Source organism: Pseudomonas sp. 8(2025) (assembly GCF_052665325.1).
The window spans coordinates 1-22,096 of record NZ_JBQOIE010000019.1; the positions used below are offsets into that span (position 1 = coordinate 1).

Below are 22,096 nucleotides of genomic sequence, written 5' to 3' on the forward strand. Positions count from 1 at the left end.
GGTGGGTGATGACGGGATCGAACCGCCGACATTCTGCTTGTAAGGCAGACGCTCTCCCAGCTGAGCTAATCACCCTTCACGTTCGGTGTGGCGCGCATTCTACGGAGCAGCCCCCACTCTGGCAAGCACTTTTTATAATAATTTTTTCAGGCCTTCCAAAGGCTTAGCGAAGGGTTGGCCTGAGCAGCAGCGAAGAGAATAATGCCCTCCTTTGTATAAAGGAGAGATTCACCCCATGTGGTTCAAAAACCTGCTGATCTATCGCCTGACCCAAGATCTGCCTTTTGATGCTGAGGCGCTGGAAACTGCACTGGCGACCAAACTGGCGCGCCCCTGTGCAAGCCAGGAGTTGACCACTTACGGTTTCGTCGCCCCTTTCGGCAAAGGTGAAGACGCCCCGCTGGTTCACGTCAGCCAGGACTTCATGCTGGTAGCCGCGCGCAAGGAGGAACGCATCCTGCCTGGCAGCGTGGTGCGCGATGCGGTGAAGGAAAAGGTCGAAGAGATCGAAGCCGAACAGATGCGCAAGGTCTACAAGAAGGAACGCGACCAGATCAAGGATGAAATCATCCAGGCCTTCCTGCCCCGTGCGTTTATCCGTCGCTCCTCGACCTTCGCCGCCATTGCCCCGAAACAGGGCCTGATCCTGGTCAACTCGGCCAGCCCGAAGCGCGCCGAAGACCTGCTCTCCACCCTGCGCGAAGTCCTCGGCACCCTGCCGGTTCGCCCGCTGACCGTGAAGATCGCCCCCACCGCGATCATGACCGACTGGGTCAAGACCCAGAAAGCCGCCGACGACTTCTTCGTACTCGACGAGTGCGAACTACGCGACACCCACGAGGACGGCGGCATCGTGCGTTGCAAGCGCCAGGACCTGACCGGCGAGGAAATCCAGCTGCACCTGAGCACCGGCAAGGTGGTCACCCAACTGTCCCTGGCCTGGCAGGACAAACTGTCCTTCATGCTCGACGACAAAATGGTGGTCAAGCGCCTGAAGTTCGAAGACCTGCTGCAGGATCAGGCGGAACAGGACGGCGGTGATGAAGCCCTCGGCCAGCAGGATGCCAGCTTCACCCTGATGATGCTGACCTTCGGCGACTTCCTGCCGGCGTTGTTCGAAGCCCTGGGCGGCGAGGAGATTCCGCAGGGCATCTGACGCCTTGCCCGGATAACCGCTACGCACTAGACGCCACCGCCTTCGGTGGCGTTTTCACATAATAAGGAACAGGTCATGCGCGCACTGGCTGCACTGAGCCGCTTTGTCGGCAACACCTTCGCTTACTGGGTACTGATCTTCGCCATCCTGGCATTCTTCCAGCCTGGCTGGTTCGTCGGTCTCAAGGGCGCCATCGTGCCGCTGCTGGGCCTGGTGATGTTCGGCATGGGCCTGACCCTGAAACTCGAAGATTTCGCCGAAGTGGCCCGCCACCCATGGCGCGTGGCCCTGGGAGTGGTGGCCCATTTCGTGATCATGCCCGGGGTGGCCTGGGTGCTCTGCCAGGCATTTCACCTGCCGCCGGAAATCGCCGTCGGGGTGATCCTGGTCGGCTGCTGCCCAAGCGGCACCTCTTCCAACGTGATGACCTGGCTGGCCCGCGGCGACCTGGCGCTGTCGGTGGCCATTGCAGCGGTTACCACTCTACTGGCCCCACTGCTGACCCCGGCGCTGATCTGGTTGCTGGCCTCGGCCTGGCTACCGGTCTCGTTCATGGAACTGTTCTGGTCGATCCTGCAAGTGGTGCTGCTACCGATCGTGCTGGGAGTGCTGGCCCAGCGCCTGCTGGGCCAGCGGGTGCAGCACGCGGTGGAAGTACTGCCGCTGGTTTCCGTGGTGAGCATCGTCATCATCGTCACCGCGGTGGTGGCCGCCAGCCAGGCGAAAATCGCCGAGTCGGGCCTGCTGATCATGGCCGTGGTGATGCTGCACAACAGCTTCGGCTACCTGCTGGGCTACTTCACGGGGCGTCTGTTCAAGCTGCCACTGGCGCAGCGAAAATCCCTGGCCCTGGAAGTCGGCATGCAGAACTCCGGCCTGGGCGCGGCCCTGGCCAGCGCTCATTTCTCGCCACTGGCGGCGGTACCCAGCGCCTTGTTCAGCGTCTGGCACAACATTTCCGGGGCCCTGCTCTCGACCTATTTCCGGCGAATGGAAGATCCAGCCGAACAAAAGCTGGAAATACAGCGAGGCCATGACTGAGGAAAAAAATACTCGCCCACGTGAGAGTGGGCAGTATACTGCGCATCGCGAGGACGACCTCGCGACTCATTCGAGCGATCAATTCCGGGGACGACCCCATCAACCGATGAGGTAGGCATGTCCTGGATCATTCTGTTTTTTGCCGGTTTGTTTGAAGTGGGCTGGGCCGTCGGCCTGAAATACACCGATGGCTTCAGCCGCCCGCTGCCCACCGCCCTGACCATCATTGCCATGGCCATCAGCCTCGGCCTGCTGGGCCTGGCGATGAAGGAACTGCCCCTGGGCACGGCCTATGCCATCTGGACCGGAGTCGGCGCCGTCGGCACGGTGATCGCCGGCATCATCCTGTTTGGCGAATCCATGGCTCTGGTGCGTCTGGTCAGCGTGGCGCTGATCATCGCCGGCCTGGTGGGCCTGAAAGTCAGCGCCAGCTGAAAAGCCCAGGCAGAAATGAAAACGCCCGCAAATGTGCGGGCGTTTTCGTATCCGGCAGCTAGCGCCGTGGGCCCCGCAACTGCGCCACCATGACCTGCAACTGCGCCGGTTCGGCTGCGTCCACCGCCACCGATGGCCCGGCCACCAGGGTCACTCGCGACCAGAAGCGGTGGAAGAAACCCTTGCTCGGATCGCGACTGAAGAAGCTGCCCCACAAGCCTTGCAGAGCCATGGGAATCACCGGCACCGGGGTTTCCTCGAGAATCCGTGTCAGCCCGCCCTTGAACTCGTTGATCTGGCCATCGGCAGTCAGCTTGCCCTCGGGAAAAATGCACACCAGTTCGCCATCGCGCAGATACTGGGCAATGCGCTGGAAGGCTTTTTCATAGATCTGCAGGTCTTCATGCCGACCGGCGATGGGAATGGTTCCAGCGGTACGGAAGATGAAGTTCAGCACTGGGAGGTTGTAGATCTTGTAGTACATGACGAAGCGAATCGGCCGACGCACCGCACCACCAATCAGCAAGGCATCGACGAAAGACACGTGGTTGCACACCAGCAGGGCAGCGCCTTCATCAGGGATCAACTCCAGATTGCGATGCTCGACGCGGTACATGGAATGGCTGAGCAGCCAGATCATGAAACGCATGCTGAACTCGGGCACCACCTTGAAGATGTAGACGTTGACCGCAATGTTGAGCAGCGACACCACCAGGAACAGGTGGGGAATGGTCAGCTGGACCATGCTCAGCATCACGATAGAGACAATCGCCGACACCACCATGAACAGCGCATTGAGAATGTTGTTGGCGGCTATCACCCGGGCCCGCTCGTTTTCCGGGGTACGGGACTGGATCAGGGCATACAGCGGCACTATATAGAAGCCGCCGAAGATCCCCAGGCCAAGGACATCGAACAGCACCCACCAGGCATGGGCAAAACCCAGCACTTCAATCCAGCCATGACCCGTGGCGCTTTCCGGGATACCACCGGAATGCCACCACAGCAGCAGGCCGAACACCGTCAGGCCAAAGGAGCCGAACGGTACCAGGCCGATCTCAACTTTTCGCCCCGACAGCTTCTCGCACAGCATCGAGCCTACGGCAATCCCCACCGAGAACACCGTCAGGATCAGGGTTACCACGGTCTCGTCGCCGTGCATCCATTCCTTGGCATAGGCCGGAATCTGGGTCAGGTAGATGGCGCCGACGAACCAGAACCAGGAGTTGCCGACAATCGAGCGCGACACCGCCGGGGTCTGCCCCAGCCCCAGGCGCAAGGTGGCCCAGGACTGGCTGAAGATATTCCAGTTCAGGCGCATCTCCGGGGTCGCCGCGGCAGCCCGGGGAATGGCGCGGCTGGCCAGGTAGCCCAGTACCGCCACACCGATCATGGCGCTGGAGACTATCGGCGCGTAATGCTCCGAGGACATCATGACCCCAGCGCCGATAGTGCCGGCCAGGATCGCCAGGAACGTGCCCATTTCCACCAGGCCGTTGCCTCCCACCAATTCCTCTTCACGCAAGGCCTGGGGCAGGATCGAATACTTCACCGGGCCGAACAGCGCCGAGTGGGTGCCCATGGCGAACAGGGCCACCAGCATCAGCGACAGGTGATCGAAGGCGAAGCCCACCGCCCCCACCACCATGATCGCGATCTCCCCCAGTTTGATCAGGCGGATCAGCGAGTCCTTGGCGAACTTCTCGCCAAACTGCCCGGCCAGGGCGGAAAACAGGAAGAACGGCAGGATGAACAGCAAGGCACAGAGGTTGACCCAGATCGACCGGTCACCCTCGATGCTCAGCTTGTAGAGAATGGCCAGGATCAGCGACTGCTTGAAGATGTTGTCGTTGAAGGCACCGAGGGATTGCGTGATGAAAAACGGCAGGAACCGCCGCTTGCGAAGCAAGGTGAACTGCGAAGGGTGACTCATCTTCCATGTCCCTGAGTGGCGTGGATACTGTTATTGGAATGTCGAATATCGATCCAGGCCACAACCTTACCTATCTTTGCCGATTATTTCCGTAACCCCGCAATGCACGGCGAGACAAACAGCTCTCCTTTATAGGCCCCCTGCACCGTGCGTTTGGCCACGATCAGCCACATCACCGCCAGCGCCGCCACCAGTACCGCGCCAAACACACTGAAAAACCCCAGGTGCAAGGTGCTGCCCAGTTTCAGGGTGGCCAGCGAATACACGCCCAGAGGAAAGGTAAAGCCCCACCAGCCAAGATTGAAGGGTATGCCTTCGCGCAGGTAACGGCGGGTGATGAGCACGGCCATCAACATCCACCACAGACCGAACCCCCACAGTGTGAGCCCCGCCACCAGGCCCAGGCCGGCGGCAATCTCACCGACGCCGGGCAAGCCATTGGCGGCGAAGATCGCCGGTGCATCGGCGCCCAGCACCAGCATGCCCAGGGCACCGGTGCCGATTGGCCCCAGGGCCAGCCAGCTCGACGCCGCCATGCTTTCATGGGGCAGTTTGTGCAGCGCCATGCGCAACAGCAGGATGGTCAGGATGCTGAACGCCACCGGCAGCGAAAAGGCCCACAGCACGTAGCTGGTGCTAAGCATTACCAACTGCCCGTGGGCATCCGGCAGATGAGGCGCAAGCAGGCCGCCACTGGCCGCCGCCACTTCGGCCGCCACCACCGGCAGCAACCAGACCGCGGTCATCTGGTCGATGCTGTGTTCCTGGCGGGTGAACATCATGTAGGGAATCAGGATCCCGCAGGCCAGGGACATGGCCACATCCAGCCACCACAGCAGTTGCGCCACCTCCACCACACCATCGCCCCAGCGAGGCATGCCGAACACCAGCAAGCCATTGATGATGGTCGCCAGGCCCATGGGGATGGTGCCGAAGAACATCGAGACCGTGGAGTGCCCGAAAATCCGCCGCGCCTCGTCGAAGAACAGTACCCAGCGCGCGGTATACATCGCGGTAAACAACAGGAACAGGGCGATGGTCAGCCACCAGAAACCCTCTGCTACCTGGTGCAAGCCGGGAACCTCGGCCGGCCACTGGGCCAGCGCCAAGGCCAGAACCCCGGTGCCCATGGTGGCGGCGAACCAGTTGGGGGTGAATTGGCGAATGGCTTCGAGGGGATGCGGCAGATGGCTCAATGGCCAGTGGCCGGTTTTAACGCTATTGGGGCATGTCATGGTCGTGTCTCCTGTCCTCCGATGAGGTAGGAAACATGGTAGAACCTAATCGAATATCTATATAACGGGTAATTTCTCTATCTGTTATCTATTTTGCAGATAAACATCTATGCCACGGCCCCAGGAGCGATCACCGCAATCGGACCGCACCCGGCGACACGCCCGTATCTGATTGGCGTACAGCACCTCTCCCCTGCGGCTTTCCAGGCACAATCCCGCAACCCTTGAAGCCTCGGGCTCAAAGCCCCGACGCCCCACACGCCGCCACCGGGCGCTGGCGCATCAGGGCCAGCAGCGCCCCGAGGGACAAGAGAACCAGTACCGCACCATAGCCGTCAGTAGTAGCGATCAGGCCGAAGCTGCGGGTCAGGTTGCCAGCCAACAACGCGGGCAGGCAGAAGGCCAGATAGCTCAGCACATAAAACGCCGACATCAGGCCCGCACGCTCATGAGGCAGGGCCAGTGGCACCACACTGCGCAGCGCACCGAGAAAACCGGCACCAAAGCCGCTGCCCAGCACCAAGGTGCCAAAGAAGAACAACGGCAGGCTGGCGCTATGCACCGCAGCGAGGATCAGCATCACTCCCGTCGCCAGCATCCCGGCGCCCAGGCGCAGCACCCTGTCTGCAGGACGCTGACGCAGGGAAAAGATCATCAGCGCGCCGCTGAGTGTCAGCACCGCCACCAGGCCACCGCCGATCAGGTTCGAGGTGGAGCCGGTCGCCGCACGGACCAGCGAAGGCGCCAGCGACAGATAGAAGCCGCCCACCGCCCACACCGCCACGTCCACCGGCAAGGCCAGCCATAACGCGCGCCGCGCTTGCACCGGCACATGCAGCGTGGGTTTCAGCGAAGCCCAGGCACCGGGTTGCGGGCTGACACTTTCCGGCAAGCGCCAGACATACCCGGCCTGGAGCACGAACACTCCGAGCAGCAGCCAGTAGCTCAATTGCAGCGGCCAGGGCGCAAACTCCACCAACAGGCTGGCCCCCATGGCACCACAGGCCATGCCCAATAGCGGCGCAACGCTATTGACCAACGGCCCCTGCTGGCGATCGGTATCCAGCAGGGCCGCCCCCAGCACACTGGTGGCCATGCCGGTGGCAAAGCCTTGCATCACCCGCGCGGCAATCAGCCACTGCACTCCGCTTTCATTGATGAACAGCAACATCGCCAGGATATTGAGCAGCAAGGCGACAAAAATCACCGGTCGCCGCCCCAGGTGATCCGACAGCGACCCTACGGTCAGCAGAGCCGCCAGCAGGCTTATCGCGTAGACCCCGAATATCAGGGTCAGCACCGCCGGGGAAAAGTGCAGGTTTTCCTGATACAGGTGGTACAGCGGGGTCGGTACGCTGGAGGCAGCCAGAAAACTCAACAGGGTAATGGCCAGAAACACCAGACTGCGACGGTTGGACACGCAAGTGTCGATAGCACCGGACATAAGCTCGCTCCACTAAAGCTAATATTTTGCTTTTGCGCAGTGTGCTACCCGCCAATGCTTAAAGCAAATTCTTTGTGTTAAGGTGCCGCCCCATGGCTATCAAAGAAGGTCTGCGCCCCGGCGGCCGTAGCGCCCGGGTCCAGGAATCCATTCACACTGCGGTCCGCGAGCTCCTTGAAGAGCAGGATCGCTCGTCCCTCACCGTGCCGCAGATCGCCGCCCGAGCAGGCGTCACTCCGTCGACCATCTACCGGCGCTGGGGCGACCTGTCGGCCCTGCTGGCCGATGTCGCCCTGGAACGAATGCGCCCGGACAGCGAACCGGCCAATACCGGCAACCTGCGCGGCGACCTGCGGGCCTGGGCCGAACAGTATCTGGACGAAATGAGCTCGGAGCCCGGGCGCAACATGATGCGCGATGTGCAATGCAGCGCGACCCCGGGCTATTGCGTGACCATCCTCAGCGGGCAGTTGCAGTGCATCCTCGAGCGCTATCAGGGCCACACGGAAAGCCTGCCGGACATCGACCGCCTGCTGAACCTGCTGGTAGCACCGACAGTGTTTCGCATCCTGTTCTCCGCCACGCCACTGCCGGTTCAGGAACTCCATGAACTGATCGAGATCGCTCTGCAGCCATAGCCCTTCCCCGCCTCGGTTCAGCCCTGCGACATCAGGCCGCGCTGATACCTTGGTCGACACTGACGCCAATCCAACATCGTGCCAGACTGTCTGGCCGGGCTGAGGTGCCCGGTGTCTTTGTTCCGGAGTTTCCATGTCGTTGTCCAGCGGGCTGATCGCCGCCGTTGCCCTGGCCTATATGGCCATCATGTTCGCCATCGCCTTCTACGGTGACCGCCGCAGCGCGCCACTTCCGCCGCGGGTGCGGGCCTGGGTATACAGCCTGTCGCTGGCGGTCTACTGCACCAGCTGGACCTTCTTTGGCGCGGTGGGCCAGGCGGCCGAGCAGCTCTGGGCCTTCCTGCCGATCTACCTCGGCCCCATCCTGCTGCTGGTGTTCGCCCCCTGGGTGCTGCAAAAGATGGTGATGATCAGCAAGCAGGAGAACATCACCTCGATCGCCGACTTCATTGCTGCCCGCTATGGCAAATCCCAGTCGCTGGCGGTGGTGGTGGCACTGATCTGCCTGGTGGGGGTACTGCCCTACATCGCCCTGCAGCTCAAGGGCATCGTGCTTGGGGTCAACCTGCTGATCGGTGCCGGTGCAGACGCCATGGGCACCCGCGCCCAGGACACGGCGCTGATCGTGTCGCTGATCCTGGCCCTGTTCACCATCGTCTTCGGGACCCGCAACCTCGATGCCACCGAGCACCACCGCGGCATGGTGCTGGCGATTGCCTTCGAATCCCTGGTCAAGCTGTTTGCCTTTCTCGCCGTCGGCGCCTTCGTCACCTTCGGCCTCTATGACGGCTTCGACGACCTGTTCAACCAGGCCATGCTGGCTCCGCGCCTGGAGCAGTACTGGAAGGAAACCATCAACTGGCCGTCGATGGTGGTGCAGACCGGGGTGGCGATGATGGCGATCATCTGCCTGCCGCGGCAGTTCCACGTCACCGTGGTGGAAAACATCGAACCCCAGGATCTGCGCCTGGCCAAATGGGTGTTCCCGGCGTACCTGGCCCTCGCCGCGCTGTTCGTGGTGCCCATCGCCCTCGCCGGGCAGATGCTCCTGCCCAGCAGCGTATTGCCGGACTCCTTCGTCATCAGTCTGCCCCTGGCCCAGGCCCACCCCGCCCTGGCTCTGCTGGCATTCATCGGCGGTGCCTCGGCGGCCACCGGCATGGTGATCGTCGCCAGCGTGGCGCTGTCCACCATGGTCTCCAACGACATGCTGCTGCCCTGGCTGTTGCGCCACAAGAATGCCGAGCGGCCGTTCGAAGTATTCCGCCACTGGATGCTCTCGGTGCGCCGGGTGAGCATCGTGGTCATCCTGTTGCTGGCCTACGTCAGCTATCGCCTGCTGGGCTCCACCGCCAGCCTAGCCACCATCGGCCAGATCGCCTTCGCCGCCGTGACCCAACTGGCACCGGCCATGCTCGGCGCGCTGTACTGGAAACAGGCCAACCGCCGCGGTGTATTCGCCGGCCTGGCTGCCGGCACCTTCATCTGGTTCTACACCCTGATCCTGCCCATCGCCGCCCACAGCCTGGGCTGGTCCCTGAGCAGTTTCCCCGGCCTGGCCTGGCTGCACGGCAATCCGCTGAACCTGCCGATCACCCCGCTGACCCAAGGCGTAGTGCTGTCCCTGGCGGGCAACTTCACCCTGTTCGCCTGGGTTTCGGTGCTCTCGCGCACCCGAGTCTCCGAGCACTGGCAGGCCGGACGCTTCATCGGCCAGGAAATCAGCGGCCGCCTCAGCTCCCGCTCGATGCTGGCGGTACAGATCGACGATCTGCTGAAACTGGCCGCGCGTTTTGTCGGTGAGGAACGTGCGCGCCAGAGCTTCATCCGCTTCGCCTATCGTCAGGGCAAAGGCTTCAACCCGAACCAGAATGCCGACGGCGAGTGGATCGCCCATACCGAGCGCCTGCTGGCCGGTGTGCTCGGCGCCTCTTCCACCCGCGCGGTGGTCAAGGCCGCCATTGAAGGCCGGGAGATGCAGCTCGAAGACGTGGTGCGCATCGCCGACGAAGCCTCCGAGGTGCTGCAGTTCAACCGGGCCCTGCTGCAAGGGGCGATTGAAAACATTACCCAGGGCATCAGCGTGGTCGATCAGTCGCTGAAGCTGGTGGCCTGGAACCGCCGCTATCTGGAGCTGTTCAACTACCCCGATGGGCTGATCAGCGTGGGCCGGCCAATTGCCGACATCATTCGTCACAATGCCGAGCGCGGCCTGTGCGGACCTGGCGAGGCGGAAGTCCATGTGGCCCGGCGCCTGCACTGGATGCGCCAGGGTCGAGCTCATACTTCCGAGCGGCTGTTCCCCAATGGCCGGGTCATCGAACTGATCGGCAACCCCATGCCCGGCGGCGGCTTTGTCATGAGCTTCACCGACATCACCCCGTTCCGCGAAGCCGAGCAGGCCCTCACCGAGGCCAATGAAGGGCTGGAACAAAGAGTGGCTGAGCGTACCCACGAACTGTCGCAACTCAACGCAGCACTGACTGAGGCCAAGGGCACGGCGGAAGCGGCCAACCAGTCGAAGACGCGTTTTCTGGCCGCGGTCAGCCACGATCTGATGCAACCGCTGAACGCCGCGCGCCTGTTCTCCGCGGCCCTGTCCCACCAGGACGACGGCCTGTCCGCCGAAGCCCAGCAACTGGTGCAGCATCTGGACAGTTCGTTGCGCTCCGCCGAGGACCTGATCAGCGACCTGCTGGACATCTCGCGCCTGGAAAACGGCAAGATCACCCCTGATCGCAAGCCCTTTGCCCTCAACGAACTGTTCGACACCCTGGGAGCCGAATTCAAGGCGCTGGCCCAGGAACAGGGCTTGCAGTTCCGGGTGCGCGGCAGCCATCTGCGCATCGACAGCGACAGCAAGCTGCTACGTAGGGTGCTGCAGAACTTTCTGACCAATGCCTTCCGTTACGCCAAGGGCCCCGTTTTGCTGGGAGTGCGCCGCCGTGGTGAAACGTTGAGCCTGGAAGTCTGGGACCGGGGGCCGGGTATTCCCCAGGACAAACAGCAGGTGATCTTCGAGGAGTTCAAGCGCCTGGACAGCCACCAGACCCGCGCCGAGAAAGGCCTGGGCCTGGGCCTGGCGATTGCCGATGGCCTGTGCCGGGTGCTCGGCCATCCGTTGCAGGTACGTTCCTGGCCCGGCAAAGGCAGCGTATTCAGCGTCAGCGTGCCCCTGGCCCGCAGCAGCGTGGTGGCTCCAGGCAAGGCAGCCGAGCTCAACGGCCAGTCCCTCAATGGCGGGCAAGTGCTCTGCGTCGATAATGAAGACAGCATTCTGATCGGCATGAACAGCCTGCTCACCCGCTGGGGCTGCCAGGTCTGGACCGCCCGCAACCGCGAGGAATGCGCGGCGCTGCTCAAAGAAGGCATCCGCCCGCAACTGGCCCTGGTGGACTACCACCTGGATAACGGCGAGACCGGGACCGAGGTCATGGCCTGGCTGCGCACGCAACTGGGCGAGCCGGTACCGGGGGTCGTGATCAGTGCCGATGGGCGCCCTGAAATGGTCGCCCAGGTCCATGCAGCGGGCCTGGACTATCTGGCCAAGCCGGTGAAACCGGCGGCCTTGCGCGCCCTGCTGAGCCGGCACCTGCCCCTGGGCTGACGGGCCTTTGGCGGATTACTCCGGCAATTCCAGCTCGCGTCCTTCGGCGTCGGTCATGGCCCGCTCCAGCAAGTCCGCCGGCAAGCTCTTGCTGGCCCGGGCGCCAAGCAGCTTGAGCTGCTCGCTACGGCTGACCAGGTTGCCACGCCCTTCAGTCAGCTTGTTACGCGCAGCGGCGTAGGCCTTGTCCAGTTGTTGCAGGCGATTGCCCACTTCATCCAGGTCCTGGATAAACAGCACGAACTTGTCGTACAGCCAGCCCGCGCGCTCAGCGATCTCCCGGGCATTCTGGCTCTGGCGTTCCTGCTTCCACAGGCTGTCGATCACCCGCAAGGTGGCCAGCAACGTGGTTGGGCTGACGATCACGATATGCCGGTCAAAGGCTTCCTGGAACAGATTCGGCTCGGCCTGCAGAGCCGCGGAAAACGCTGCCTCGATGGGCACGAACAGCAGCACGAAATCGAGGCTGTGCAAGCCTTCAAGGCGCTTGTAATCCTTGCCGGCCAGACCTTTGACGTGATTGCGCAGGGACAGCACGTGCTGTTTCAGGGCCGCCTGGGCGACCTGCGGATCGTCGCTACCGACGTATTGCTGGTAAGCCGTGAGGCTGACCTTGGAATCCACTACCACCTGCTTGTCACCCGGCAACATGATCAGCACGTCAGGCTGGAAGCGCTCGCCATCCGGGCCCTTGAGGCTGACCTGAGTCTGATACTCGCGGCCCTTTTCCAGGCCGGCGTGCTCCAGCACTCGCTCCAGAATCAGCTCGCCCCAGTTGCCCTGAGTCTTCTGGCCCTTGAGGGCACGGGTCAGGTTGGTGGCCTCATCGCTCAGGCGCAGGTTCAGCTGTTGCAGGCGCTCCAGCTCCTTGGCCAGGGAGAAGCGCTCCCGGGCCTCGGCCTGATAGCTTTCCTCGACCCGCTTCTCGAAGGACTGGATGCGCTCCTTGAGCGGGTCCAGCAACTGCCCAAGGCGCTGCTGGCTGGTCTCGGCGAAACGCTGTTCGCGCTCATCGAAGATCTTCCCCGCCAGCTCGGCGAACTGGGCGCGCAACTCATCCCGCGAGCCTTGCAGATCGGTCAGGCGCTGCTGGTGGCTGTCCTGCTGCTCACGAAGCTCGGCATTCAAGGACGCCGCCAGGGCATCCAGCCGGCGCAATTCGTTTTCTTTGGCGGCCCGTTCCAGGTTCCAGGCGTGGGCGGCATCACGGGCGTTATCGCGCTCGATCTGCAGCAATTCGACCTCGCGGCGCAGGGCTGCCAGGTCCGCCTGCTTCAGAGCATTGGCCTGGCTCAGGTCGCTGACTTCATCGCGGCTGGCATCCAACTGTGCTGCCAACCCCTCCTGGGCCAATTGGGCCGTGGCCAGGCGCTCTTCCAGCAGGCTCAGCTCAGTCTGGCTGGAACTGGCCCGGCGTTGCAGTTGCCAGGCCAGAACCAGTAGCGGCAGCGCCGCTCCCGCCAGGCCAAGCAGCAAGCTGGTCAAGTCCATAGCCATAGCGATTCCTGCCGTAGAAAGAAGAAATGAAGGTTAACCAAGCGTCCGAGTGTTGGACAGCTCAGTCTTCGATCCGGCCCAGCTCCAATTGCGCACGGCGGTCGCCGGCACGGGCAGCCTGACGCAACAGGTCATGGCCGATGCGACGATCACGGGCGTTGCCGCATTCGCGGCACATCAACTGGCCCAGGCGACTCTGCGCCGCGACCACACCTTCCCGGGCCGGCTGCTTGAGCAGGCGTCCAGCAAAATGCTTGACGTTGGGGTTGTGACCAAGGCGTGGGCTGTCCAACAGCCAGAGAGCAACGCGCAGGGAAAACCGCTTGGGTTCGGTAACACTGGCAGGGGTCGCGGTAACAGAAGGTGATACGGAGCGAAACTTCATAAAGCACTGTGGGGCAGATCGGAAGGCGCGCCACTCTACTCCTTTTTTCGCCCGGGTAAAGCCTAAAAGAGCCAGCACGCCCGTCCTAGAGCAAGCGCTTGGGACAATCCACAGAAGCTGTGGATAACTCAGTGGACAACCCCTCCACAACCCTCCCAAAGCCCCATGAGACGGGCCTTGCAGTCAAACTGACGATTTTTTCACCAGTAAAAAAAAGCGATGTTTATCATTGACTTAAATTCTCGAGACAGGCTAAGGGGCGGGCGTTGGGGAAGGTGACAACGGGGTGACACGCTGCGCAACAAGTGTGCACAACCTTGCGCAGATTAACGCCGGTAACGCACTGTTTTCGTACACGCCACAACAGCAACGGTTACACAGCTGATGCTTGAGCCTCTGGCCTCTTCTGAAAGTTTTTTCCTAGCACACTTGCATTATGTCGTTCAACCCAATAGAATCCTCGCCGTTAGTACCAAGCTGAAAGTCAATTCTGGTCGAACAAGTCCCATCGACAGCGTCTCCAACCGAGCACAACGTCGAACACCAAGGACCGACCACCTCGATGGTTTCCAGGTAAAGCTCACCCTATCGCCCTTGATACGAATTCAACGGCAGTGCTCGAGCCATTTACTCTGACCGAACCAACCTGCAAATTGATCAGGATCTCCACCCTGGGCCCCGAACCTTTGCCCTTGCTGTGTTGCCTGCCCTCCTAAGTACCTACCTGCCAGCCCTAGCGCAACCAATCAACGCGCTGCAACTGGCTGCTTTGTTCCAGTCAGGTTCTTCGTTTGACCAATGCTGGTCGACGTTTACTGGAACGTTTTAACGTTGCACGGTTCTTAACCGTGTCATTTGTAGGAACACCTAATAATTATGTCTACTCAAATCCAGACTCAGGATGCCATTCGCACCCTAACCCACGCCTTTGCACCGTTGAACTGCCTGATCATGGCCGCTCGCAAAGGTTGCTTCAGCTTCACCCTGGTCAACGAACATGGGATCGCCCGTCACAGCGAACGCCTGTATCCCGACCAGTATTCCAGCGCCGAACCGCTGCAGGCAGTAATCGAACGTGCGCGCCAGGCCCTGGTTGCCTGATACGCCGAACTGCTGAAAACCCTGAAAAGCCTCGCCTGATCGCGGGGCTTTTTATTGCCTGCAATTCGCCCATTTACCCTACAGAGCAAAGTACCAATCGATATAAGGCTTATAACAAGAGGACGGAAATATTTTAAAAACAGTCCTTTACAGCACAGATATGACACTACACTTCAACTCAAGCGGCCTGAACCGCTTCCGGCAAACCTGATCCTTTTTTGCTGCCAAGCGCCCTTCAGGTTTCGCCGGCCATTTAACGCTTCGAGGGCTTTATGGGTATCGCCGCCAGCGAGTTGTGCCGCTATGTGATCCGCCCGACGCTGATGTACCTGGGCAGCCATAGCAAAACCGCTGAAGTCCTGCTGCTGGGCATTGCCGCCAGCCAATCGGCGCTGGGCTCAGCCCTGCACGATCGTCGTGGCCATGGCCTCTACCGCATCACCGAATTGCGCCATCAAGCCCTCTGGGACCAGTACCTGGCACTGGATCCGGAACGGGCCAGCCTGGTTCGCGGGCTCGCCAGCCAGCATGCGTTCCTCAGCGGGCCGCACCTGGAACTGACCGTCAACCTGCGTTACGCCACCGCCATTGCCTGGTTGCTGGTGGAAGAACAACACACGCCGCTCCCCGCTGCCGACGACCTGCTCGGCATGGCCCGCATCTGGAGGAAGACCTTTCAACCACAAGGACGTTTAAGAGATTTCGCCTGCGCCTGGCAGACCTGCATTGCACCGTTAAACCAGGTCGCCTGCTGACAACGACTTTTGCAAAATCGGAGAAAGAAGCCGATTTTGGTCGGATTGTCCTACAAAAACGCTCTAAATCAACTGTTGCAGCCTATAGCGCCGAGATCGAAATGTTGGTAATTTTCGCCTCGGTGATCACCAGGAGTTCTAATAATGAAAAAAGTAATGCTCAAATCCACCATAAGTCTCGCGGTTGCACTTGCCTCTACCCAACTTTTCGCCAGCGGTTTTGCTCTTAACGAACAAAGCATCAGCGGCATGGGTACCGGCTTCGCGGGTCGTTCCTCTTCTGCCGAAGATGCCAGCACCGTTTACGGTAACCCTGCCGGCATGTCCCTGCTGCAACGTGACCAGGTAACTGTCGGCGTAGCGGCAATCGATGCCAAGACCAACCTGAAAAACGTCAAGGGCGGCCCACCCGGCGGCACCAGCGACGGTGACATGGTTCCGTTCACCAGCGTTCCTATGGGGTTCTTCGTCAAACAACTGGGCAACGGCTGGGCATTGGGTCTGGGCGCCTATGCACCCTTCGGCCTGGTTACCAACTATGAGTCCACTTCTGCCAGCCGCTATTACGGCGACAAGAGCGTAGTCAAGGTCGTCACCCTGCAACCGACCGTCAGCTATGCCTTCAATGACATGGTGTCGATCGGCTTCGGCCCGACCATCAACCGCCTGAGCGGTGAACTGACTTCCGCGACTCCGTTTCCAAACCCTGCGCTCTTCGGCCGCAATGATGGCAGCGTGAAGATCAAGGGTGACGATACCGCCATCGGCTACAACGTCGGCATCATCGTCCAGCCTACCGACACTACTCGCCTGGGCCTGACCTACCACTCGAAGGTCAAGTACAAGCTGGAAGGCCACACCAACATCGCCGGCCCGGGCTTCGGTCCGTTCAATGGCGGCCGTTACGATGCCTCGCTGGACATCACCACTCCGGAAGTCGTCGACTTCTCTGTCACCCAGAAACTGGATGACCAGTGGACCGTCTACGCAGGTAGCACCTGGACTCGCTGGAGCCGCCTGAAAGACATCACCGTCAACAACGAAGGTGTTCCTGCCCTGCTTGGCGGTTCCAGGGGCCCGATCGGCACCATCACCGAGCCACAGAACTGGCACGACACCTGGGCCTCGGCTGTTGGTGTTTCCTACAAGGTCAACAAAGAGTGGGTTCTGCGCAGCGGCCTCTCGGTTGACCAGGCGCCAACCAACAACACCGACCGTTCTGTACGTATCCCTACCGGTGACCGTAAGGCCATCAGCTTCGGTGCCGGCTACAGCCCGACTGAAGACCTGACTCTGGACCTGGCGGTTTCCTACCTGAAGGAAGAGGACGTCAACGTCAACAGAACCGGCAAAGGCAATGCCTACAGCGCTACTTACCAGAACAGCGCATGGGGCTACGGCCTGGGCGCTACCTACAAGTTCTAACGAGCTCTAGGCCGCGCAGTTTCAAACCAATAAAAAACCCGCAGATGCGGGTTTTTTATTGGCTAATGAATAGGCTTTCTCAGGATTTCGACGCCAATGCCTTCTCCACCGCTTCGATGAATTCCGGATTGTCCGGCTTGGTCAGGCTGGAAAAGTTGGCAATCACATTGCCCTGGCGATCCACCACGTATTTATAGAAATTCCACTTCGGCGCGCTACTCTGCTGCGCCAGCACCTTGAACAGGTGCACCGCATCCGCCCCCCGAACCTTCTGTGGCGCGGTCATGGTGAAGGTCACGCCGTAATTGACGTAGCAGACCTTGGCAGTCTCCGCGCCATCCTTGGCCTCTTGCTTGAAGTCATTGGAGGGCACGCCCACCACTTCCAGCCCTTGATTCTTGTAACGCTGGTACAGCGCCTCAAGGCCTTTGAATTGCGGAGCAAACCCGCAGAAGCTCGCCGTATTGACCACCACCAGCGGCTTGCCGGCAAAGCGCTGGCACAAGTCGATGGATTCCTTGGCGTGCAATTTGGGCAAGGAACCCTGCAACAGGGGCGGACAGTCCGCCGCCCATGCCGAGCCGGCCAAGGTCGCGAGTAAAGCTGGAACCGCAAACCAGCGCATAGCCATGTCCAGAATCCTTGTCAAAGTGTCGGGCTACGACGTTACTCGCCCCCTCGCTCCCCTAGCAAGCGCCCATGCCCAGCTGCATCAGCGCCAGCCCGCCCCGGTGCCAGCCCCACCAGGCCAGCAGCAACAATAGAATGCCGAGGCCCAGGCCGGCACCGCGCAGCAGCCAGCGGTTCATGCCGCGCTGGCCTGCAAACGCGCCACCGGCCGCTCGCGCACCGGCCAGTTCAGTGCCGCCGCCAACAGACTAAGGAGAATCGCCACCTGCCAGATCAAGTCGTAGCTCCCGGTACGGTCATACACCACGCCCCCCAGCCAACCACCAAGGAAAGACCCCAATTGGTGGAACAGGAACACAATGCCGCCGAGCATGGACAGGTTGCGCACGCCAAACAAGGTGGCCACGGTGCCGTTGGTCAAAGGCACGGTGGACAGCCAGAGAAAGCCCATGGCCATGCCGAACAGATAGGCGCTGGTCTGAGTCACCGGCAACCACAGGAACAGCCCGATCACCACCGCCCGTAGCAGATACAGGCCCGTCAGCAGGCGCGGCTTGGACATCCGCCCACCCAGCCAGCCGGCGGTATAGGTACCAAAGATATTGAACAGGCCAATCAGGGCCAGCACCGTGGTGCCCACGGTCGCCGGCAAGTGCTGGTCCACCAGATACGCCGGCAGGTGCACGCCGATGAACACCACCTGGAAGCCACAGACGAAAAAGCCGAATGCCAACAGCCAGAACCCTGAATGGGAACAGGCTTCACGCAAGGCCTCCATGAGGCTCTGCTCATGCCCCAGAGCCGGCAGCGGTTTGTCCTTGAGCATGCTCACCAATGGCACGATCAAGGCCACCAGCAAGCCCAGCACCAGCAGCGCCGTAGACCAGCCCAGCCAGCCGATCAGCCCCAGGGTTCCGGGGAGCATGGCAAATTGGCCGAAGGAACCTGCCGCACTGGCAATCCCCATGCCCATGCTGCGTTTTTCCGGCGGCAAGGCGCGGCCGACAACACCGAGAATTACCGAGAAGGACGTACCCGACAGACCTATGCCGATCAGCAGCCCGGCACTCAGGGACAGGGTCAGGGCCGAATCCGACAGCCCCATGAACACCAGCCCGACCGCGTACAGCACGCCACCCACCAGCACCACTTTCGCCGCACCAAAACGATCGGCCAAGGCTCCGGTAAAAGGCTGGGCCAGCCCCCAGATCAGGTTCTGCAGGGCAATGGCGAAGGCGAAGACTTCGCGCCCCCAGCCAAACTGCGCGCTCATGGGCGGCAGGAACAGGCCGAAGCCATGCCTGATCCCCAGCGACAAGGCCAGGATCAAAGCGCTGCCGAGAAGCACCCAGCCGCTGGTACGCCACATCGATGACATTTTTATTCTCCAGTTACGGGTATATACCCGCTTATAGTCGAACGAAAGGCGCTCAAGACAGTTCGTTCAGCAAGGCCAACAAGGTTTCACGCTTTTCCACACCCAGGCGATCGATCAACCGCTGCTGAGCCGCTTCCCACGCAGGCAAGGCCGCCACCAGCCGCTCATGCCCGGCCTCGGTCAACAGCACCAGCCGGTTTCGCTGATCGTCGCCTTCCTGCAGGCGCACCAGCCCTGCTGCTTCCAGGACCCGCACATTGCGCCCGAGCGTGCTGCGATCCAGCCCCATGGCTTCCGCCAGGCTGGAAATGCTTGGCTGATCAAGGCGCAACAGGTTGTTCAGCAGAGAATACTGGGCAACGTTGATCCCGAAGCCATCAAGGGCGCCGTCGTAGTACCTGCTGACGCCACGGGCGGCGCGACGCAGGTTGGTGCACAAACACTGAGAGGGAAGCATGATGCGTGTATATACCCGTGATTATTCCAAGGCAAGATTTTTCATGAAAATCGTCAATCCCGTGCTCCACTCAAAACAGCGCCACCCCGAGCAATACGGCAGTTTCCAACAGTTCAAGCACAGCCCCGGCAGTGTCTCCAGTGGTACCACCCAGGCGCCGCATCATCACTTGCCGCAGCCAGAAGAACAGCACAGTGGCCAGCAGCACTGCCCATAACCCGCTGTAGCCTCCCAGCAGCAAACAGGCCAGTACGCTCAAGCCCAGCACTTGCCGCCCGGCCACACGTGGCAGGTGGTCAGCCAGCGCCTGCCCTAGCCCACCGGCACGCACATAAGGCGTGCAGAGAAACAGGCCCAGCAATGCCCCGCGGCCGATCAGCGGCGCCAGCAACAAGGCAAAGCCCTGCTGCTGTTCGATCAGCGCCACCAGGGCGGTGAACTTGAGCAGCAGCACCAGCACCAGGGTCACCACGGCGATCGGACCACTACGGGGGTCCTTCATGATGCTCAGGGTCCGCTCTCGATCGCCAAAGCCTCCCAGCCAGGCATCGGCACTGTCCGCCAGGCCATCCAGGTGCAGACCACCGCTGAGCAGGACCCAGGCGGTCAACAGCAAGGCCGCATGCAGCAACAGGGGAACACCGCCCAGCATGGCATTCAGCACCCACAACAGCACGCCGAACAGCAGCCCCACCAACGGATAGAACAACAGCGAGCGGCCCAGCTCTTCAGGCCGAGGCATGCCCGGCAGGCGGACCGGCAGGCTGCTGAGAAACTGCAAGGCAATCCAGAACGGCAACATCTCAGCCCTCCTCGCTCATCCGGCCTTCGCTGGCGACCTGCAGACGAAACAGCGCGCCATGACCCACTTCAACGTTCAACAACTGCTGGCGCGGCAGCCCTCGAGCCCGGGCCAGCAGCAGGCGCATGACCCCGCCATGGCTGACCAGCAGCACACGCTGCCCGGCGCAGGCCTGGTACAAGCGCTCTATCGCCCCCAGCACCCGCAGGGAGAACAGCTCTACCGGCTCGCCCCCAGGCGGGGTGAATGCATAGGGATCGGCCCAGAAACGCCCCAGATCATCGGCGTCGGTTTCCATCAGCGCCGCCGCGCTCTGCCCTTCCCAGGCACCAAAGTGCAGTTCCTGAAGATCAGGCTCGAGGCTCAGCGGCAACTGCAACCGCTCCGCCAGCTCTTGGGCGAAACGCGCACAGCGCTGCAATGGCGAACTCAGTACCCGGTCCCAGGGACCCCGCCCCTGGACAGCTTCGCGCATCTGTTGCCAGCCCGTTGCAGTCAACGCATCGTCCAGGCTGCCGCGCAGGCCACCACCCAGTTCGGTTTCACCGTGGCGCAACAGGTCCAGGTACAAGGTCATGCCGGACGATCCGCCACCGCTGCTTCGGCGAAAGTCGCCATCTGCCCGTGCAGGTCACAGGCCAGCCGCAGCAACGGCACTGCCAGGGCGGCGCCGCTGCCTTCACCCAGGCGCAGGCCCAGGTCCAGCAAGGGTTCGGCTTGCAGGGTCTGCAGCACATGCCGGTGCCCGGGCTCGGCGCCCTGGTGGGCGAACAGCAACCAGGGCGCGCAGGCCGGATTCAGACGTACCGCCACCAACGCGGCGACGCTGCAGATGAAACCGTCCACCAGCACCGCAATACCCTCCTGGGCACACGCCAAGTAAGCCCCCACCAGCGCCGCCACTTCAAAGCCCCCCAGGTTGAACAGGGTCTGCAAGGCATCGCCGCGAGAGGCATCGTGCAGCGCCAGGGCACGCTCGATAACCTGCGCCTTGTGATTGACCCCCTCGGCATTCAGGCCGGTGCCCGGCCCGGCCAGTTGTGCCACTGGAATCCCCAGCAGGGCACAGGCAATGGCACTGGCTGCGGTGGTATTGCCGATGCCCATTTCACCGCCGATAAACAGCTGGGCGCCGTCGGCATGAGCCCGCAGCGCGCTGTCGCGGCCGGCTTGCAGGGCCTGCTCGCCCTGTGCAGGGGTCATCGCCGGCTCCTGGACAAAATTCTGCGTGCCGGCCCCCAGGTTCAGGTGGCGCACCCCCGGCAGGTTCAAGCCTGGCGTCACTGTGCCCAGATCCACCACCTCCAGTTGCGCCTGCAGTTGCCGGGCCAGCACGCTGATGGCCGCTCCGCCGCTGACGAAGTTCAACAACATCTGCCCGGTGACTTCCTGCGGGTAGGCGGAAACGCCCTCGGCCACCACCCCATGGTCACCGGCGAAGATGGCGATCCATAGCCGCTCGATGCCGGGCTTGAGCCGTCCTTGCAGGCCCGCCAGGCGTACCGCCAGTGGCTCCAGGCGCCCGAGAGAGCCGGCCGGCTTGGTCAGTTGCTGCTGACGCGCCAGGGCCTGCTCGACCATCTGGGTGTCGATTGCCTTGCAGGGTTCCAGCCACCAGGAGTTACTCATAACGCAGTTCCTTTCAAAGTCAGGGGCAGGCCGGCGACCGTCAGCACCACTCGCTGACAACGCTCGGCCAGGGCTTGATGCAGCCAACCGGCTTCATCCACATAGCGGCGAGTCAATTCGCCCAGCGGCACGACACCCATTCCGGTTTCGTTGCTGACAAAAATGATCTCCCCCGGCAAGTTCGCCAGGCACTGCAACAAGGCCTCGCGTTCGGCGGCCAGGCGCTCGGGGTCCTCAAGCATCAGCAGGTTGGTCAGCCACAGGGTCAGGCAGTCCACCAGCAGGCAGCGCCCTTCGCCGGCAGATTCCTGCAGCACCCGGGCCAGCTCCAGCGGCTCCTCGATCAAGCCCCAATGGGCCGGACGCCGCTCGCGATGATGGGCAATGCGTTGATTCATCTCGCCATCCAGGGGCTGGCTGGTGGCGATGTAGGTCACCGCCAGGGCGCTGTCACCGGCGAGCTTTTCAGCGAGGCGGCTCTTGCCGGACCGGGCACCGCCGAGGATCAGTTGCAACATGCTTGGGCACCTCTGATAGGGAAGACGGCC

General features: G+C 61.9%; 21 protein-coding genes and 1 tRNA gene. 8 read left to right on the plus strand and 14 right to left on the minus strand.

What is annotated here, in order from left to right; all coding sequences use genetic code 11:
- Positions 1-2: 2 nt before the first annotated feature.
- Positions 3-75 (minus strand) — tRNA-Val (locus ACUXVH_RS27340).
- Between the two features lie 160 nt (positions 76-235).
- Between ACUXVH_RS27340 and rdgC the strand changes: the two genes are divergently transcribed.
- From rdgC to sugE, 3 genes are all read left to right on the plus strand, one after another.
- Positions 236-1,156 (plus strand): recombination-associated protein RdgC, encoded by a 921-nt coding sequence (rdgC, locus tag ACUXVH_RS27345; RefSeq protein WP_011062670.1) that lies wholly within the window; start codon positions 236-238, stop codon positions 1,154-1,156.
- A 75-nt stretch (positions 1,157-1,231) separates the two neighbouring features.
- Complete coding sequence (locus ACUXVH_RS27350; protein WP_011062671.1) at positions 1,232-2,197, plus strand: bile acid:sodium symporter family protein; 966 nt, start codon at positions 1,232-1,234, stop codon at positions 2,195-2,197.
- Between the two features lie 117 nt (positions 2,198-2,314).
- A complete protein-coding gene (gene sugE, locus ACUXVH_RS27355) occupies positions 2,315-2,632 on the plus strand; it encodes a quaternary ammonium compound efflux SMR transporter SugE (protein ID WP_011062672.1) in 318 nt (105 codons plus the stop codon).
- Positions 2,633-2,690: 58 nt separating this feature from the next.
- Here the strand turns inward: sugE and ACUXVH_RS27360 are convergent, their stop codons facing one another.
- The 3 genes from ACUXVH_RS27360 to ACUXVH_RS27370 all read right to left on the minus strand — a co-directional run bounded on the left by ACUXVH_RS27360 (position 2,691) and on the right by ACUXVH_RS27370 (position 7,244).
- Positions 2,691-4,565, minus strand: coding sequence for an MFS transporter (locus ACUXVH_RS27360; protein WP_065365431.1), 1,875 nt, complete (start codon positions 4,563-4,565; stop codon positions 2,691-2,693).
- 83 nt (positions 4,566-4,648) lie between these two features.
- Complete coding sequence (locus ACUXVH_RS27365; RefSeq protein ID WP_019094576.1) at positions 4,649-5,800, minus strand: TDT family transporter; 1,152 nt, start codon at positions 5,798-5,800, stop codon at positions 4,649-4,651.
- 238 nt (positions 5,801-6,038) lie between these two features.
- Positions 6,039-7,244 carry an MFS transporter gene (locus ACUXVH_RS27370; protein ID WP_065365430.1) on the minus strand — a complete coding sequence of 402 codons (1,206 nt, stop codon included), beginning with the start codon at positions 7,242-7,244 and terminating at the stop codon, positions 6,039-6,041.
- Between the two features lie 92 nt (positions 7,245-7,336).
- Between ACUXVH_RS27370 and ACUXVH_RS27375 the strand changes: the two genes are divergently transcribed.
- Together ACUXVH_RS27375 and ACUXVH_RS27380 are read left to right on the plus strand one after the other, a co-directional pair.
- Positions 7,337-7,882 carry a TetR/AcrR family transcriptional regulator gene (locus ACUXVH_RS27375; RefSeq protein WP_065365429.1) on the plus strand — a complete coding sequence of 182 codons (546 nt, stop codon included), beginning with the start codon at positions 7,337-7,339 and terminating at the stop codon, positions 7,880-7,882.
- A gap of 133 nt (positions 7,883-8,015) precedes the next feature.
- A complete protein-coding gene (locus ACUXVH_RS27380) occupies positions 8,016-11,489 on the plus strand; it encodes a hybrid sensor histidine kinase/response regulator (protein ID WP_011062677.1) in 3,474 nt (1,157 codons plus the stop codon).
- A 15-nt stretch (positions 11,490-11,504) separates the two neighbouring features.
- Here the strand turns inward: ACUXVH_RS27380 and rmuC are convergent, their stop codons facing one another.
- Positions 11,505-12,872: a DNA recombination protein RmuC gene (gene rmuC, locus ACUXVH_RS27385; RefSeq protein WP_162865008.1), complete on the minus strand. Its 1,368-nt coding sequence runs from the start codon at positions 12,870-12,872 to the stop codon at positions 11,505-11,507.
- 175 nt (positions 12,873-13,047) lie between these two features.
- Positions 13,048-13,371 (minus strand): sel1 repeat family protein, encoded by a 324-nt coding sequence (locus ACUXVH_RS27390; protein ID WP_011062679.1) that lies wholly within the window; start codon positions 13,369-13,371, stop codon positions 13,048-13,050.
- A gap of 876 nt (positions 13,372-14,247) precedes the next feature.
- Here ACUXVH_RS27390 and ACUXVH_RS27395 point away from each other — a divergent pair.
- The 3 genes from ACUXVH_RS27395 to ACUXVH_RS27405 all read left to right on the plus strand — a co-directional run bounded on the left by ACUXVH_RS27395 (position 14,248) and on the right by ACUXVH_RS27405 (position 16,652).
- On the plus strand, positions 14,248-14,472 hold the full coding sequence (locus tag ACUXVH_RS27395) for a hypothetical protein (RefSeq protein ID WP_011062680.1): 225 nt from the start codon (positions 14,248-14,250) through the stop codon (positions 14,470-14,472).
- 272 nt (positions 14,473-14,744) lie between these two features.
- Complete coding sequence (locus ACUXVH_RS27400) at positions 14,745-15,227, plus strand: hypothetical protein (RefSeq protein WP_015636627.1); 483 nt, start codon at positions 14,745-14,747, stop codon at positions 15,225-15,227.
- 144 nt (positions 15,228-15,371) lie between these two features.
- A complete protein-coding gene (locus tag ACUXVH_RS27405; protein ID WP_011062682.1) occupies positions 15,372-16,652 on the plus strand; it encodes an OmpP1/FadL family transporter in 1,281 nt (426 codons plus the stop codon).
- A 79-nt stretch (positions 16,653-16,731) separates the two neighbouring features.
- On the opposite strand, the gene ACUXVH_RS27410 is transcribed toward ACUXVH_RS27405, so the two are convergent.
- The 8 genes from ACUXVH_RS27410 to cobU all read right to left on the minus strand — a co-directional run bounded on the left by ACUXVH_RS27410 (position 16,732) and on the right by cobU (position 22,066).
- Entirely contained in the window at positions 16,732-17,283 is a 552-nt protein-coding gene (locus tag ACUXVH_RS27410; protein WP_445496403.1) for a glutathione peroxidase, read from the minus strand.
- A gap of 55 nt (positions 17,284-17,338) precedes the next feature.
- Positions 17,339-17,461, minus strand: a complete 123-nt coding sequence (locus ACUXVH_RS27415) for a hypothetical protein (RefSeq protein WP_015636629.1) — start codon at positions 17,459-17,461, stop codon at positions 17,339-17,341.
- Entirely contained in the window at positions 17,458-18,660 is a 1,203-nt protein-coding gene (locus ACUXVH_RS27420; protein WP_047337533.1) for an MFS transporter, read from the minus strand. The genes ACUXVH_RS27415 and ACUXVH_RS27420 overlap by 4 nt, the downstream gene beginning before the upstream one ends.
- A gap of 52 nt (positions 18,661-18,712) precedes the next feature.
- The gene (locus tag ACUXVH_RS27425; protein ID WP_015636631.1) at positions 18,713-19,117 is read right to left on the minus strand and encodes a MarR family winged helix-turn-helix transcriptional regulator; all 405 of its coding nucleotides are present in this window, start codon (positions 19,115-19,117) and stop codon (positions 18,713-18,715) included.
- A 70-nt stretch (positions 19,118-19,187) separates the two neighbouring features.
- Positions 19,188-19,919 carry an adenosylcobinamide-GDP ribazoletransferase gene (locus ACUXVH_RS27430; protein ID WP_011062686.1) on the minus strand — a complete coding sequence of 244 codons (732 nt, stop codon included), beginning with the start codon at positions 19,917-19,919 and terminating at the stop codon, positions 19,188-19,190.
- A gap of 1 nt (position 19,920) precedes the next feature.
- Positions 19,921-20,496 carry an alpha-ribazole phosphatase family protein gene (gene cobC, locus ACUXVH_RS27435; RefSeq protein WP_015636633.1) on the minus strand — a complete coding sequence of 192 codons (576 nt, stop codon included), beginning with the start codon at positions 20,494-20,496 and terminating at the stop codon, positions 19,921-19,923.
- Positions 20,493-21,548, minus strand: coding sequence for a nicotinate-nucleotide--dimethylbenzimidazole phosphoribosyltransferase (gene cobT, locus ACUXVH_RS27440; RefSeq protein ID WP_015636634.1), 1,056 nt, complete (start codon positions 21,546-21,548; stop codon positions 20,493-20,495). The genes cobC and cobT overlap by 4 nt, the downstream gene beginning before the upstream one ends.
- Complete coding sequence (cobU, locus tag ACUXVH_RS27445) at positions 21,545-22,066, minus strand: bifunctional adenosylcobinamide kinase/adenosylcobinamide-phosphate guanylyltransferase (protein WP_065365426.1); 522 nt, start codon at positions 22,064-22,066, stop codon at positions 21,545-21,547. The genes cobT and cobU overlap by 4 nt, the downstream gene beginning before the upstream one ends.
- Positions 22,067-22,096: the final 30 nt, after the last annotated feature.